Genomic DNA, 14403 nt, shown 5'->3' on the forward strand with positions numbered 1-14403 from the left:
AGTGGATTAAAACTAGAATAGTGCATCTCTACTTCTAAAACATTGTTAGAAATCGATTTGACTGTCCTGATTGATTTGTACTGTTCTTATTTCATTTTACTATAATTTAGTGTGAGTAAAATATAATAATAAAGGAGTTAAAACAATGACAGTAATTAATAAATTTGTTTTAATGGAGCAAGCAAAAAAAGTTTTAAAAAATGCTTACTTTCCGTATTCCAAATTTCCTGTAGGTGCAGCAATTTTATTTAAAGATGGTAAAGTAATTACAGGAGCAAATATAGAAAATGTATCGTTTGGTGTAACTAACTGTGCAGAACGTAGTGCTATTTTTTATGGGACTTCTCAAGGATATAGAAAAGGAGATATTCTTGCGATTGCTGTTGCAGGTGAAACTGAAGACTACTTACCACCATGCAACATTTGTCGTCAAGTTATGGTAGAATTTTGTGAGCCTGATACCTTAGTCTTTCTATTAAATGGTAAGGGAAACATACTTGAATTGCGATTAGAGGAATTAGTCCCATATTCGTTCTCAAGTCTAGAAATGTAATTACGTAGTATGAAATAAGGAGAAAAAAACAATGTCAGATTTGAAAAAATACGAAGGTGTCATTCCAGCCTTCTACGCATGTTATGATGATCAAGGAGAAGTAAGCCCAGAACGTACGCGTGCCTTGGTTCAATACTTCATTGATAAAGGTGTTCAAGGTCTTTATGTCAATGGTTCTTCTGGTGAATGTATCTACCAAAGCGTTGAAGATCGCAAGTTGATTTTGGAAGAAGTCATGGCGGTAGCCAAAGGTAAATTGACCATTATTGCCCATGTTGCTTGCAATAATACTAAAGACAGTATGGAACTTGCTCGCCATGCTGAAAGCTTGGGAGTAGATGCTATTGCAACGATTCCACCAATTTATTTCCGCTTGCCAGAATACTCAGTTGCCAAATACTGGAACGATATCAGTTCTGCAGCTCCAAACACAGACTACGTTATTTACAACATTCCTCAATTGGCAGGGGTTGCTTTGACTCCAAGCCTTTACACAGAAATGTTGAAAAATCCTCGTGTTATCGGTGTGAAGAACTCTTCTATGCCAGTTCAAGATATCCAAACCTTTGTCAGCCTTGGTGGAGAAGACCATATCGTCTTTAATGGTCCTGATGAGCAGTTCCTAGGAGGACGCCTCATGGGGGCTAGGGCTGGTATCGGTGGTACTTATGGTGCTATGCCAGAACTCTTCTTGAAACTCAATCAGTTGATTGCGGATAAGGACCTAGAAACAGCGCGTGAATTGCAGTATGCTATCAACGCAATCATTGGTAAACTCACTTCTGCTCATGGAAATATGTACGGTGTCATCAAAGAAGTTTTGAAGATCAATGAAGACTTGAATATTGGATCTGTTCGTTCACCATTGACACCAGTGACTGAAGAAGATCGTCCAGTTGTAGAAGAAGCTGCTGCCTTGATTCGTGAAACCAAGGAGCGCTTCCTCTAATCCATAAGGAGGTATTTATGACGCACTACGTTGCCAATCCAGAGGTGGTCATTCTCGGGGGTGGCATCATGGGACAAGAAGCTATCCTCAAACCAAAGATTCGTGCAGCCTTGAAAGAAGCCTTGGTTCCAAGTTTGGCTGAGAACACAAGATTAGAATTTGCTCATCATCAAAACACTGCTGATATGCTTGGAGCCTACTATCATTTTAAAATAAAATAAATTTAATATTTACTTTACTAAATTAGTGTATTCTTCCTACTTTAATTAGAGAATGATTTAAGTTCTCTTTAAAAATCAAAAGAGTCTAGGATAAAATAGTTCTCAATCACAAAAAAGCTAAAGATTTCCAATTGTGGAACTCTAGCTTTTTAATTTTGAGTCGTTCTCTTATTGTATTTTAGGAGGTTATTGGCCATAAGTACCAATCTCATGTCAATTCTCACTTGACGCTTCCCTCTCAGATTACATCTCTTGTAACCCAAACAAGCCTTTATCTGCCCAAAGACAGGTTCCACATCAATCTTGCGTTGAGCGAAAATCTGTCTACCTTGGGGAGATAAAAGCGCCTGACATTCTTTAGCTTTCAAGTTTTGATAGCGTTCGTTCATATACAGTCCCTTTTGAGGGGCTGATTCAGGTTCGTCGGCGTAGTAAACCTTGATTTTTTGTTGAAAGTCTGTCTGTGTTTTCTGATATTTGGTATGGTGAAAACGATAATACCAGCCATCAGGATGTGTATAGCTATCCTCCTTGTCATTATAGTGCCAATTCGCTAAGTTTCTAGCTGACTGTTTATAGCCTCTCTTTTGTTCCTTATCAAACATGGCATATTCAACCCCAATTATTCACCCCTAATCTAAAAACCATCCAGAATCCTTGCCTTAGCTTAGATCCTGGATGGTTTCTTTTTTCACCCAATGGGTGTTTTTTACTAGACAAAAAAGAGTTTCCCCTTTATGGTATAAGTGTAGAAAAAAACACAAAAAGAAAGGAAACTCACATGAACAGTTTACCAAATCATCACTTCCAAAACAAGTCTTTTTACCAACTATCTTTCGATGGAGGTCATTTAACCCAGTATGGTGGTCTTATCTTTTTTCAGGAACTTTTTTCCCAGTTGAAACTAAAAGAGCGGATTTCTAAGTATTTAGTAACGAATGACCAACGCCGCTACTGTCGTTATTCGGATTCAGATATCCTTGTCCAGTTCCTCTTTCAACTGTTAACAGGCTATGGAACGGACTATGCTTGTAAAGAATTGTCAGCTGATGCCTACTTTCCAAAATTGTTGGAAGGAGGGGAGCTTGCTTCACAGCCAACCTTATCCCGTTTTCTTTCCAGAACTGACGAGGAAACAGTCCATAGTTTGCGATGCCTCAACCTTGAATTGGTCGAATTCTTTTTACAGTTTCACCAGCTAAACCAACTCATTGTAGATATCGATTCTACCCATTTCACAACTTATGGCAAGCAAGAAGGTGTTGCTTATAACGCCCACTATCGTGCTCATGGCTATCATCCTCTTTATGCTTTCGAGGGGAAGACAGGTTATTGTTTCAATGCCCAGCTTCGTCCTGGTAATCGTTATTGTTCTGAAGAGGCAGACAGCTTTATCACACCTGTTTTAGAACGGTTTAATCAACTTCTCTTTCGAATGGATAGTGGCTTTGCGACCCCAAAATTATACGATTTAATTGAAAAAACAGGGCAATACTACCTCATAAAACTCAAGAAAAATACTGTTCTGAGCCGTCTTGGAGACCTTTCCCTCCCTTGCCCACAGGATGAGGACTTAACCATCTTGCCCCACTCCGCCTACTCAGAAACTCTCTATCAAGCAGGATCTTGGTCGCACAAGCGTCGTGTCTGCCAGTTCTCTGAACGAAAAGAAGGAAACTTGTTCTACGATGTTATTTCTCTCGTTACAAATATGACGAGTGGAACAAGCCAAGACCAGTTTCAGCTTTATCGTGGACGTGGTCAAGCCGAGAATTTCATCAAGGAGATGAAGGAGGGATTTTTTGGCGATAAAACGGATAGTTCAAGCTTAATCAAAAACGAAGTTCGTATGATGATGAGCTGTATCGCCTACAATCTCTATCTTTTTCTCAAACATCTAGCTGGAGGTGACTTCCAAACTTTAACAATCAAACGCTTCCGCCATCTTTTTCTTCACGTGGTGGGAAAATGTGTTCGAACAGGACGCAAGCAGCTCCTCAAATTGTCTAGTCTCTATGCCTATTCCGAATTGTTTTCAGCACTTTATTCTAGGATTAGAAAAGTCAACCTGAATCTTCCTGTTCCTTATGAACCACCTAGAAGAAAAGCGTCGTTAATGATGCATTAAAGAACAGTCGAGATGAAAAAATCGTGTGACGCACCAAGGGAGGAGTCTGCCCTTTTGAGGAAATCTAGCGAGGAAAAACGATACTGGAACAGCAGAAAGTAAAACTGACCTCATGAGGAGGAAGAAAGTGGCTCATGAGGTCAGGGGTTTTGTAAGTTACATCTAGTTGAGAGAGGTATGAATGATTTGGGTTTAATCAGATGGTTTACCTCCTTTTCATCGGTATTCACCACTTTTTCAATAGTAAAGACGAGATGGTCTTGCGGCAAGAAAGAACTGATTTCTAGTGGTAAAGTTGTTTGATTTGTGTTATAGTGAATATGCATGGGATAGCCCTTCTAAATGGTTTATTGGGCAATTCTATTTTACCAAGACTATCGCAACCATGCAAAAAAGCAACGGCAAATCCGCTTCTTTTTTGGAGATAAGAGACTATTGTCCCAGACTCTTAGTACTGGTTGGAGGATACGATGAAAGATAGTTATTGGTTAAATTATTTTCCGGAGTATAGTTTAGAAACGTTTGAAGTAGAATAGATATTAAGGACCTATCTTTCTCTTATTCCAAAGACTCAGCTCCTGTAATAGAAAATTTAAATTTGACTATTGAGTCAGGACAGAGAATTGCACTAGTCGGTCAACCGGGGTCAGGAAAAAGTACATTATCAAAAATACCATCAGGATTATATAAGATTGATACAGGAAAAGTTTTATTTGATGGTGTAAATATTAATCAAATAGATAAAAAAATATTAAGTCAAAATTTAGGAGTAGTTCCACAGGATTCGTTTTTATTGAACAGAAGTATTCTTGATAACATAACTTTAAAGCACGAAGTTACTTCACAAAAGATAGAGGAAGTTTGTAAAGCAGTTCAAATCTATGATGAAATCATGGCTATGCCGATGAAATTTAATACTATCATCTCAGAGATGGGTTCAAATATTTCAGGTGGTCAAAGACAACGGATAGCACTGGCACGTGCATTAATAAATAATCCTAGTATTGTAATTTTAGATGAAGCAACTAGTGCTTTAGACACTATTAATGAGGAAAGAATAACAAAGTATATAAAAAGTCAGGGCTGTACTCAAATAATTGTAGCTCATAGATTGTCAACGATTAAGGATGCGGATATTATTGTTGTAATGAAAGGTGGTAAGATTGTTGAGTCAGGAAATCATAAGTACTTAATGGATCTTGGTGGAGAGTACTACAGCTTATATACAAAAAGGAAATGAGGTGTAAAGAAAATGAAGAAAGAAAATGAATATGTAATTTTAACAACAGCCTCACTAGGGGTGATGATTGGAATAGTGTTTGCAATTTTTTTAGATTTTCCAGTTGAATATGGTATTTCTTTAGGATTGTTGAATGGAATAGTATTGGGTTCGCTGATTGTTTACAAAAACAATAAGAATTAAGCATAATTTTTTGCTGTAAACTAAGGAGTAGAGATGGCTATAGTTGAAATTATAAATCTAACAAAAAGCTTTAAAGATATTGAAGTTATTCATAACACTTAAATAATAGAGCAACTACAGTAGTAGCTTAAAAACATGATTAAATCGCTATTCTTAGGAGTAGCGTTTTTTCTTTTTGTTTAATACTCTTTGAAAATCTCTTCAAACCACGTCAGCTTTGCCTTGCCGTACTCAAGTACAGCCTGCGACTCGCTTCCTAGTTTGCTCTTTGATTTTCATTGAGTATAAAAAGGGTTAAGTAAGTATAGTAAATTGAAATAAGATATGAACAAATCGATTAGAAAAGTCAAATTAATTTCTAGAAATATGTTAGAAATTGGTTTGAATTCCGCAATCAATTTGTTCAGTTTTTATTTCATTTAATTAGAATTTCCCAACTGTCTAACTCAACTAAAAATCCCCAATCGTAGTGATTGAGGATTAAGCAAATAAATCTTAAACAATACCTTGGGCAATCATAGCGTTTGCTACATTTTCAAAGGCAGCAATGTTAGCTCCTGCAAGGTAGTCTTTATCAAGACCGTATGTTTCTGAAGTCGTTTTAGCTGTGTTGAAGATGTTTGTCATGATGTCTTTGAGACGGTCATCAACTTCTTCACGAGTCCATGAGAGGCGAAGACTGTTTTGGCTCATTTCAAGAGCTGAAACGGCTACACCACCAGCGTTGGCAGCTTTTGCAGGTCCGTATAAGATACCATTTTCTTTGTAAACTTTGATGGCATCAAGGTCGCTCGGCATGTTGGCACCTTCAGATACACAGATAATGCCTTGAGCAACCAAACGTTTAGCTGCTTCACCGTTGATTTCGTTTTGAGTGGCACATGGAAGAGCAATGTCATAGTTTCCAGCGTAAGTCCATACAGTACCTTCGTGGTAGGTTGCAGTTGCTTTTTCAGCTGCATACTCAGTCAAACGAGCACGACGTTTTTCTTTAACATCAACCAAAAGATCGAAGTCGATACCATTTTCATCGATGACATAACCATTTGAGTCAGAAACAGAAATAACAGTTGCACCGAGTTCAGTTGCTTTTTGAAGAGCATATTGAGCAACGTTACCAGAACCTGAAATAACGACTTTCTTACCAGCAAAGCTGTTACCGTTAGCTTTGAGCATTTCTTCAGTATAGTAAACCAAACCGTAACCAGTTGCTTCTGGACGAATCAAGCTACCACCAAATCCAAGAGGTTTACCAGTCAAGACACCAGCATCAAATTGGTTAAGACGTTTGTATTGACCGTAAAGGTAACCAATTTCACGTCCACCAACACCGATATCACCAGCAGGTACGTCAAGTGATGGTCCGATGTGTTTTTGCAATTCAGTCATGAAGCTTTGGCAGAAGCGCATCACTTCAGCATCTGTTTTACCTTTAGGATCGAAGTCTGATCCACCTTTACCTCCACCGATAGGAAGTCCAGTCAAGACATTTTTAAAGATTTGTTCAAATCCGAGGAATTTCAAGATCCCTTGGTTTACAGTTGGGTGGAAACGAAGTCCACCTTTGTATGGTCCAACAGCTGAGTTGAATTGAACACGGTAACCACGGTTTACTTGAATTTTTCCATCACGGTCAACCCAAGGAACACGGAAAGAAACCACGCGCTCAGGCTCAGTAATACGTGCCAAGATATTTTCTTCGATATACTCAGGGTGTTTTTCAAATACAGGTTCTAAAGTGTTGAAAAATTCTTCAACAGCTTGGAGGAATTCAGCCTCGTGCCCGTTACGAGCTTTCACAGTTTCAAACACGCTTTGGATATATTCTTTAGCAGATGTCATATCGTTCTCCTTTTATTGTCATATTTTATTACATAAGACATTATAGCAGAATTTTTTTTCACTGTAAAGAAAAAACAGAAATTTTCTAAAAATTCTTTCAATTCAGTTTTTTGGTTTTTTTGAAAATAGATAAAAAAACGAACGTTTTTCTTGGAAATATCTTTCTCAAAGACAAAATCTTAAAGTATGCTATAAGAAAAGAAAATGTTTAGCAATTCAGAAATCACTTGTTAATTTATCCGTGATATGTTAGATTTGCCAGTAAAACTATGACCATTTTGGAGAAAAGCAATATTTAGACTAGACTAAAATAAAAAAGTATTATATAATAGTGATATGAAATCAACTAAAGAAGAAATCCAAACCATCAAAACACTTTTAAAAGACTCTCGTACAGCTAAATATCATAAACGCCTTCAAATCGTTCTATAGTAAAACGAAACAAGAACAGGGCAAATCGATCAGGACAGTCAAATCGATTTCTAACAATGTTTTAGAAGTAGAGGTGTACTATTCTAGTTTCAATCTACTATATTTCGTCTGATGGGCAAATCTTATAAAGAGATTATAGAGCTTTTAGACTGTAATCAAACAACGATTTGGCGAAATGTAAAAAAATATGAGGAGTTCGGACTCGACTCTCTCTTTCAAGAAACACGTGGTGGTCGTAACCATGCATATATGACGGTTGAGCAAGAGAAAGCCTTTCTTGCTCGCCATTTGAAGGCTGCAGAGGCAGGAGAATTTGTTACAATTGATGCCTTATATCAGGCTTATAAAAAGGAGTTAGGTCGTTCCTACACACGTGATGCCTTCTATCAACTGTTGAAGCACCATGGTTGGCGAAATATTATGCCACGTCCAGAACATCCTAGGAAAGCAGACGCTCAAACCATTGTCGCGTCTAAAAATAAAATCTTAATTCAAGAAGACAAGAAAGCGCTTTAAATATAGTAGACGTTTTCGTAAGGTTCGCTTGATGTACCAAATAGTACGCCCATGCAAAAGAATATCTATTTTGTTGTCTTGGACCTGCATACGACGGATAGAGATAAAATTATCCAGCTATTCAAGGATTGGACGGATTATAGTGCCAAGTTGGTCGAGGGGGAATTGGTTAAAAAAGATGGACAGAATGCTCTCTTTCCTCCGAGCGATACTGGTGAGACAGTTGGGCTCAATCCTCATCGTTTGACGCTGACTTTTGGTGTATCTGCAAGTTTCTTGAAAAAGATGAACTTGGAAAACAAGCGCCCTCGACTGTTCAGGGATTTACCTCTATTTCCTAAGGAGCAATTACGTGAAAAATATACTGGTGGAGATATTGTGATTCATGCTTGTGCAGATGATGAGCAAATTGCCTTTCACGCTATTCGCAATCTCATACGTAAGGGGAGAAATGCGGTGCCCCTTCGTTGGAGTCAGTCTGGATTTGCAGCTATCGGGGACCGAATGGAGACTCCGCGGAACCTCTTTGGTTTTAAGGATGGAACAGCAAATCCAACCAAGGAGCAAGACTTTGACCGCGTTATCTGGGCTGATAGTAAGGACTGGATGGAAAATGGTTCTTATATGGCAGTTCGTCGGATTCAGATGTTTTTAGAGACCTGGGACCGCACTGGTCTCTAAGAACAAGAAAATACCTTTGGTCGTTACAAGGAAAGTAGTGCCCCTTTCGGTAAAAAAATGAGTTTGATGAAGTGAATTTGAGTTTTTTGCTAGATGATTCGCATGTTCGTTTGGCTAAGTAAGTGGACAAGCCACTTTTGCGTTGTTCTTACTCTTACTCAGATGGCATTGATGAAAAGACTGGTCAGTTTGATACGGGTTTGCTCTTCATTTCTTTCCAGAAGGATCCTGATAACTTTGTTAAGGTTCAAACTAATCTAGGTGCTACTGATAAGATGAATGAATACATCACTCACATAGGTAGTGGACTTTTTACTTGCTTTGGTGGTGTGGAGAAAGGAGACTACATTGGTCAGAAATTATTGGAAAGCTAGGAGCTGGTTGCTTGTTTTAGCTTTGTCATTTTTAATTCTTTCCCCAGTAGGTGCCCAAGAAAGTTTGAGTTCTTATTTCGTAAAAATCACAGATACTTCTAAAGCGGTCAAAAATGGCAATCAGTCTGAGGCCCAGAAACTTGTTCAAGAGATGGCATCAGACTTCGAAAGAGTAGAAAATAAGGATTCTGAGGTTGGTAAGATTGTTAAGGAAAAGTTAGCTCTATCTGGAGATATTACTGAAGCCAAACTCACCGAAATTTCCTCAGCTCTATTAGCTTTTGAAAAAGAACAAAATCCTGTTGACCTAGATGCGGAAAAGGAAAAATTGGTAAACCGTCTAAGTCCTCGTTTTGAAACCTTAGAGCAGGCCATTGCCTCCAAAGATTTGGAAAAAGTCCGAGAAGCTTTTAAGAAAATGAATTCCACTTGGACCATCAATGAAAGTGTGGTTCGTGACAATAGTATAGCTCATTATGGACGTGTTGAAACAGCTATTTCCTTCCTGCCTAGTAGCATGGAAACCGAACCTACAGATGAGTCTGGAACATGAAAACAGCAGTTGATTTCAAGAAACAAAAAGGAACAGCCGAAACTGTTCTCTTATCATTATTTGAGACCGTATTTTTTGTTGAAACGATCCACGCGTCCATCTGCTTGAGTGAACTTTTGACGTCCAGTGTAGAATGGGTGTGAGTCTGATGAAATTTCCACACGGATCAATGGGTAAGTCTCGCCTTCGAACTCAACTGTTTCGTTAGAGCGTTTTGTTGAACCGCTAAGGAATTGGTAACCAGTAGTTGTGTCCATGAAGACAACTGGGCGATATTCTGGATGGATATCTTTTTTCATTTTGCAATATTTCCTTTCTGCCATGGTCTCTTTGCGAGCCATAGATTGTTACCATACTAGTCTATCAGATTCTGAAAAGTTTGGCAAGTATTTTATCAGTTTTTAAGCAAGTTTTTTAACTTTTGGTAGATGATTTCGTTTTCCTCTAGGCTATAGGAATTAGCACCACTTGCTAGAGGGTGGCCTCCACCATCATGTTCCTTGGCAATTTCATTGATAGGATGGATTTTACTGCGTAAGCGAACGCGGTAGTGGCCATCAGCCTGTTCCACAAAAATTCCCCAGAGACTAACACTATCAATACGCCCAGGTGCACTTACAATGGCTGCAGTTTCAGCATCGGTTACATTGTATTGTTTCAAGACTTCTTGACTCAGGATAACGCGAGCAGCACCATTTTCATCCACTTCCAGATGGTCGTAGATGTAGCCTTGCAGTTTAGCAATTTTGTAGCTCATAGTGTCCATTTTGCGAGTGAGAGCCGCAAAGTCAAAGTTATGTTCTCTCAAATAAGCAGCCAGGCGAAGAGTCCGTGCAGTGGTAGAAGGGTAGAGGAAGCGACCTGTATCACCGACAATTCCTGCAAAGAGCAACTCAGCATCGCGATCTGCCAAGGCTAGTTGGGTTGTTTGGGCAAATAGGGTAATCATCTCGCTAGCGCTACTTGAACTAGTATCGACCCAAGACAGGTCACCGTATACATCATCATTTGGATGGTGGTCAATCTTAATGAGAAAATCACCTTGACTATAGCGTTTATCATCGATACGAGCAGTATTAGCTGTATCACAGACGATGACAAGTGCGCCTTGGTAGGCCCTATCTTCAACAAGATCCATCTCAGCCATCCAAGTAAGAGTTGGTTCATCAAAACCGACGGCTTTGATGGTTTTTTCTGGGAAATGATGTTCCAGCAAGGCTTTCAATCCCACCTGACTTCCCAAGGCATCAGGGTCTGGTTTCATATGACGATGAATGATAATGGTGTCGTATTCTTTAATTTTTTCTAAAATTTGTTGGCAAATCTCCATAAATAACCTCAATTCTTTCTCATTTCATTGTAGCACAAGAATTTTTATTTTTAAAATGAAAAAGATGTGATATAATGGAGAAAGATAAATTGAGGAGGACGATATGGCATTAGCAAAAATTGTATTTGCCAGTATGACCGGTAATACCGAAGAAATTGCAGATATTGTAGCAGACAAATTACGTGACTTGGGCTTGGATGTTGATGTTGATGAATGTACAACTGTTGACGCTTCAGACTTCTTGGAAGCAGACATCGCTATCGTTGCGACCTATACTTATGGTGATGGTGAATTGCCAGATGAGATGATGGACTTCTACGAAGACCTAGCAGATCTCAACTTGAATGGCAAAATCTACGGAGTGGTCGGCTCAGGAGATACCTTCTACGATGAATTCTGTAAGGCTGTTGATGACTTTGACCGTGTCTTTGTGTCAACAGGAGCAGAAAAAGGTTCAGAGTGTGTTAAAGTTGATCTTTCTGCCGAGGAAGAAGATATTGAACGCTTGGAACAATTCGCAGAAGAATTGGTTGCTAAAGTAGGATAAGCATAAAAGTGCGCTGATGTAATCAATCAGTGCATTTTTCTTATCGAGAGTTGGGATTTTACTAGCCTAATTGATGGCTTTTTGATACAATAATTCAAATAAAGGAGGAGACTGTATGGATTTAGATATTATTCGTCAAGAAATCGATCAAATCGACGACCAAATTGTCAAACTGTTAGAAGAACGAATGCATTTAGTTGAGGGGGTGGTTGCTTATAAGAAAGCTTCAGGTAAACCGATTTTAGATACTAAGAGAGAAGAAGTTATTTTTGAAAAGGTTGGGAGTCGTGTAGAGGACAAGCGCTATCAGGAGACTATTGTAGCGACTTTTTCGGACATACTCAAACGTTCGCGTGATTATCAGGATCAAAATATCAAATGAAAAAAGAACAATTTTATCCGCTAGGAATTTTTCTAGCTGCTATGTTGGGCGGACTTGTCCGATATCTAGTTTCCACCTGGTTACCAGCCAGTCCAGACTTTCCTTGGGGCACTCTCTTTGTCAACTATCTGGGAATTTTCTGCTTGATTTATCTTGTCAAGGGCTATCTGGTCTATAAGGGGACTAGTAAGGGCTTGATTTTAGCACTGGGGACGGGTTTTTGCGGAGGTTTAACAACTTTTTCCAGCCTAATGCTTGATACTGTGAAGCTGCTTGATACAGGGCGTTATCTTAGTTTGATACTGTATTTGCTTTTGAGTATCGGTGGAGGCCTGCTTTTAGCTTACTATTTGGGGAGGAAGAAATGGTAATCGTCTATCTTGCAATCGCCTGTGGCTTGGGAGCACTCGTACGGTATTTCTTTTCTCGCTATAATCAAGTTTCTAAATTGCCACTCGGAACGCTCATAGCTAATCTTTTAGGTTGTTTTTTAATTGGAGTATTCTACAATCATGTAGAGTCTAAGGAAGTATATGCTATTCTAGCAACAGGATTTTGTGGCGGTTTAACAACTTTTTCGACCTTGAATGACGAACTTCAAAGACTGCTAAGTGATAAGAAGGTCTTTTATTCTTACCTGACTTTGACTTACATAGGTGGTTTGGTTGCGATTTTTTTAGGAATTTTGCTATAAATTTCTTTACTTTTTTTTAGAAATTTGGTAAACTGTATCTTGTGTGTAATGGACGCACAAAAATACAGTTTATCCGCTGAGGAAGATTCCTCAAGATTGACAAAGATAGGAGAATAAAATGAATCCATTAATCCAAAGCTTGACTGAAGGTCAACTTCGTACAGATATCCCATCATTCCGTCCTGGTGATACTGTTCGTGTACACGCGAAAGTTGTCGAAGGTAACCGCGAACGTATCCAGATTTTTGAAGGTGTTGTTATCGCACGTAAAGGTGCTGGAATCTCAGAAAACTACACAGTTCGTAAAATCTCTAACGGTGTAGGTGTTGAGCGTATCTTCCCAATCCACACTCCACGTGTTGAAAAAATCGAAGTTGTTCGTTACGGTAAAGTACGTCGTGCGAAATTGTACTACTTGCGTGCTCTTCAAGGTAAAGCAGCTCGTATCAAAGAAATCCGTCGTTAATTCGACTAAAAAACTCTGCTTTTCAGCAGAGTTTTTATCTAGCTCCCTTAGTTCAATGGATATAACAACTCCCTCCTAAGGAGTAGTTGCAGGTTCGATTCCTGCAGGGGGCAGTAATTAGATATCAAAGAAGTTTGTCAAAAAGTCTTTGATATTAAAAGAACGCATAATATAGGGGATTGTCTCCATAATATTATGCGTTTTATTATTGAAAAATTTGGGCAATCATCAGATAAAATTGAGACTATATCGAGTATATAAATGTTTGTATAGTCAATTTATTCAAAATCGTCAAGTTCTAAATTATTTAAAGGACTATAACATTCATATTTCTTTAAGTAATTGTTTATTTCTTCAGCAGTGGAACGAGGTAAATTAACTCTTAAATAGTCAATATCTTCCTTAGATAAAAAATGATTTGCATTCAAAATTGAGAAGCGAAATAATGCTTCATCAAAAGCAAAATCATAATCGTCATCAGATAATGATTCCATTAATGTTTGAATATGTTTTAGTGAGTAGTCAGGTATCGAATCGGGATAATATACTGGATAATCAGTGGCTGAAAAATTGTTTTCTAATCCTGAAATAGTAATTATCAAAGATTCTATGTAATATATTAAAGCATGTTTAATATTACCTTCTTGTTCCAAATGTCTTCCCTGAGCCTTTCGTGTGTTAGATAAGCATCCAAAATCTCCTGATACAGTATTCCTATGAGCTTGTTTATTTAAGAGACTCCATTTTATATCACCAAAAGTTGCTTTAAAAGAGATATTGTTTTTTTCTTTACAATAATCTTCCATACTTATGTCTTTATCATAGTATGCTTTGATATAGTCACTATGTTCGATAATAAGATTTTGTGCTTCTTTTGTTAGTTTAAATTCGAACGGAATATCTAATTTGTCAACGTTGATATTATTAATTATTCTTGTAATTAATTCTGCTTTTTTTCCAGAAGTAGCTAAATTATGTTTAGATAATATAGTTTTTAATTCTACTACTTTAAGATATGATAAAGTCTTATTTTTAGTGAAGTATCCTAATTTGTATAATTGATTGTGTGTAGATTCAGGGTCAATTTGAAGAGAGTATTTAAAATATCTTGGGAAATTATAATTTCTCCCTGTTTTTTGAGTCCAATCTATGAGTATGAGTTGCCCAGGAGTAAGGCCGCACTCTAATTTGTTTAGGTAAAAATTGTTACAATCAGAATTTGTGTCTCTATTATGATTATTTTGTTTTAAATTAAATAGTTTGCTAAAAAAATTCATTGGATTTTATTGCTAATCAATTCTTATTGAAAAAT

The 14403-nt window shown here is 37.9% G+C and carries 15 protein-coding genes, 1 tRNA gene and 5 pseudogenes; 16 read left to right on the forward strand and 5 right to left on the reverse strand.

All coding sequences use genetic code 11. The annotated features are described in order from the left end of the window. Positions 1-145 precede the first annotated feature (145 nt). The 3 genes and pseudogenes from AT689_RS07385 to AT689_RS07395 all read left to right on the forward strand — a co-directional run. Positions 146-553, forward strand: coding sequence for a cytidine deaminase (locus AT689_RS07385; RefSeq protein WP_000216069.1), 408 nt, complete (start codon positions 146-148; stop codon positions 551-553). 31 nt (positions 554-584) lie between these two features. Further along, positions 585-1502, forward strand: coding sequence for a dihydrodipicolinate synthase family protein (locus tag AT689_RS07390; protein WP_001281505.1), 918 nt, complete (start codon positions 585-587; stop codon positions 1500-1502). 26 nt (positions 1503-1528) lie between these two features. Next, a pseudogene (locus AT689_RS07395) lies at positions 1529-1723 on the forward strand (ROK family protein); the annotation flags it as partial. 149 nt (positions 1724-1872) lie between these two features. Here the strand turns inward: AT689_RS07395 and AT689_RS07400 are convergent. After that, positions 1873-2340 (reverse strand): annotated as a pseudogene (locus AT689_RS07400) (transposase); the annotation flags it as partial. Between the two features lie 164 nt (positions 2341-2504). On the opposite strand from AT689_RS07400, the gene AT689_RS07405 reads away from it, so the two are divergent. From AT689_RS07405 to AT689_RS07415, 4 genes and pseudogenes are all read left to right on the forward strand, one after another. Then, positions 2505-3851: an IS1380-like element ISSpn5 family transposase gene (locus AT689_RS07405; RefSeq protein ID WP_001847041.1), complete on the forward strand. Its 1347-nt coding sequence runs from the start codon at positions 2505-2507 to the stop codon at positions 3849-3851. A gap of 286 nt (positions 3852-4137) precedes the next feature. Further along, positions 4138-4325: pseudogene (locus AT689_RS13700) on the forward strand (hypothetical protein). A gap of 124 nt (positions 4326-4449) precedes the next feature. After that, positions 4450-5091, forward strand: coding sequence for an ATP-binding cassette domain-containing protein (locus tag AT689_RS07410; RefSeq protein ID WP_000151483.1), 642 nt, complete (start codon positions 4450-4452; stop codon positions 5089-5091). 12 nt (positions 5092-5103) lie between these two features. After that, positions 5104-5274, forward strand: a complete 171-nt coding sequence (locus AT689_RS07415) for a hypothetical protein (RefSeq protein WP_000711943.1) — start codon at positions 5104-5106, stop codon at positions 5272-5274. Between the two features lie 495 nt (positions 5275-5769). Here AT689_RS07415 and gdhA read toward each other — a convergent pair whose 3' ends face one another. Then, entirely contained in the window at positions 5770-7116 is a 1347-nt protein-coding gene (gdhA, locus tag AT689_RS07420; protein WP_000199558.1) for an NADP-specific glutamate dehydrogenase, read from the reverse strand. 529 nt (positions 7117-7645) lie between these two features. Here gdhA and AT689_RS11875 point away from each other — a divergent pair. The 3 genes and pseudogenes from AT689_RS11875 to AT689_RS07435 all read left to right on the forward strand — a co-directional run. Further along, positions 7646-8137 (forward strand): annotated as a pseudogene (locus tag AT689_RS11875) (winged helix-turn-helix domain-containing protein); the annotation flags it as partial. Continuing rightward, a pseudogene (locus tag AT689_RS07430) lies at positions 8107-9119 on the forward strand (Dyp-type peroxidase); the annotation flags it as partial. The pseudogenes AT689_RS11875 and AT689_RS07430, both read left to right, overlap by 31 nt. Beyond that, positions 9094-9672: a hypothetical protein gene (locus tag AT689_RS07435; RefSeq protein WP_000252109.1), complete on the forward strand. Its 579-nt coding sequence runs from the start codon at positions 9094-9096 to the stop codon at positions 9670-9672. The pseudogene AT689_RS07430 and the gene AT689_RS07435, both read left to right, overlap by 26 nt. A 56-nt stretch (positions 9673-9728) precedes the next feature. Here AT689_RS07435 and AT689_RS07440 read toward each other — a convergent pair whose 3' ends face one another. Then, positions 9729-9971: a type B 50S ribosomal protein L31 gene (locus tag AT689_RS07440; protein ID WP_000710764.1), complete on the reverse strand. Its 243-nt coding sequence runs from the start codon at positions 9969-9971 to the stop codon at positions 9729-9731. A 95-nt stretch (positions 9972-10066) separates the two neighbouring features. Then, a complete protein-coding gene (locus AT689_RS07445; RefSeq protein ID WP_000401777.1) occupies positions 10067-11002 on the reverse strand; it encodes a DHH family phosphoesterase in 936 nt (311 codons plus the stop codon). A 103-nt stretch (positions 11003-11105) separates the two neighbouring features. Between AT689_RS07445 and AT689_RS07450 the strand changes: the two genes are divergently transcribed. From AT689_RS07450 to AT689_RS07475, 6 genes are all read left to right on the forward strand, one after another. Then, positions 11106-11549, forward strand: a complete 444-nt coding sequence (locus tag AT689_RS07450; protein WP_001162129.1) for a flavodoxin — start codon at positions 11106-11108, stop codon at positions 11547-11549. A gap of 115 nt (positions 11550-11664) precedes the next feature. Beyond that, a complete protein-coding gene (locus AT689_RS07455; protein ID WP_000362438.1) occupies positions 11665-11931 on the forward strand; it encodes a chorismate mutase in 267 nt (88 codons plus the stop codon). Then, positions 11928-12302, forward strand: coding sequence for a fluoride efflux transporter CrcB (gene crcB, locus AT689_RS07460; RefSeq protein WP_000712098.1), 375 nt, complete (start codon positions 11928-11930; stop codon positions 12300-12302). Before AT689_RS07455 ends, crcB (AT689_RS07460) begins: the two co-directional genes overlap by 4 nt. After that, positions 12296-12625 carry a fluoride efflux transporter CrcB gene (gene crcB / locus AT689_RS07465; protein ID WP_000237418.1) on the forward strand — a complete coding sequence of 110 codons (330 nt, stop codon included), beginning with the start codon at positions 12296-12298 and terminating at the stop codon, positions 12623-12625. Before crcB (AT689_RS07460) ends, crcB (AT689_RS07465) begins: the two co-directional genes overlap by 7 nt. Before the next feature lie 118 nt (positions 12626-12743). Continuing rightward, on the forward strand, positions 12744-13091 hold the full coding sequence (rplS, locus tag AT689_RS07470; RefSeq protein WP_001068669.1) for a 50S ribosomal protein L19: 348 nt from the start codon (positions 12744-12746) through the stop codon (positions 13089-13091). A gap of 41 nt (positions 13092-13132) precedes the next feature. Beyond that, a tRNA-Arg gene (locus AT689_RS07475) sits at positions 13133-13204 on the forward strand. A gap of 165 nt (positions 13205-13369) precedes the next feature. Here the strand turns inward: AT689_RS07475 and AT689_RS07480 are convergent. Beyond that, complete coding sequence (locus AT689_RS07480; protein WP_001009007.1) at positions 13370-14368, reverse strand: SAP domain-containing protein; 999 nt, start codon at positions 14366-14368, stop codon at positions 13370-13372. Between the last annotated feature and the right edge of the window lie 35 nt (positions 14369-14403).

The organism is Streptococcus pneumoniae, assembly GCF_001457635.1.
Classification (GTDB): domain Bacteria; phylum Bacillota; class Bacilli; order Lactobacillales; family Streptococcaceae; genus Streptococcus; species Streptococcus pneumoniae.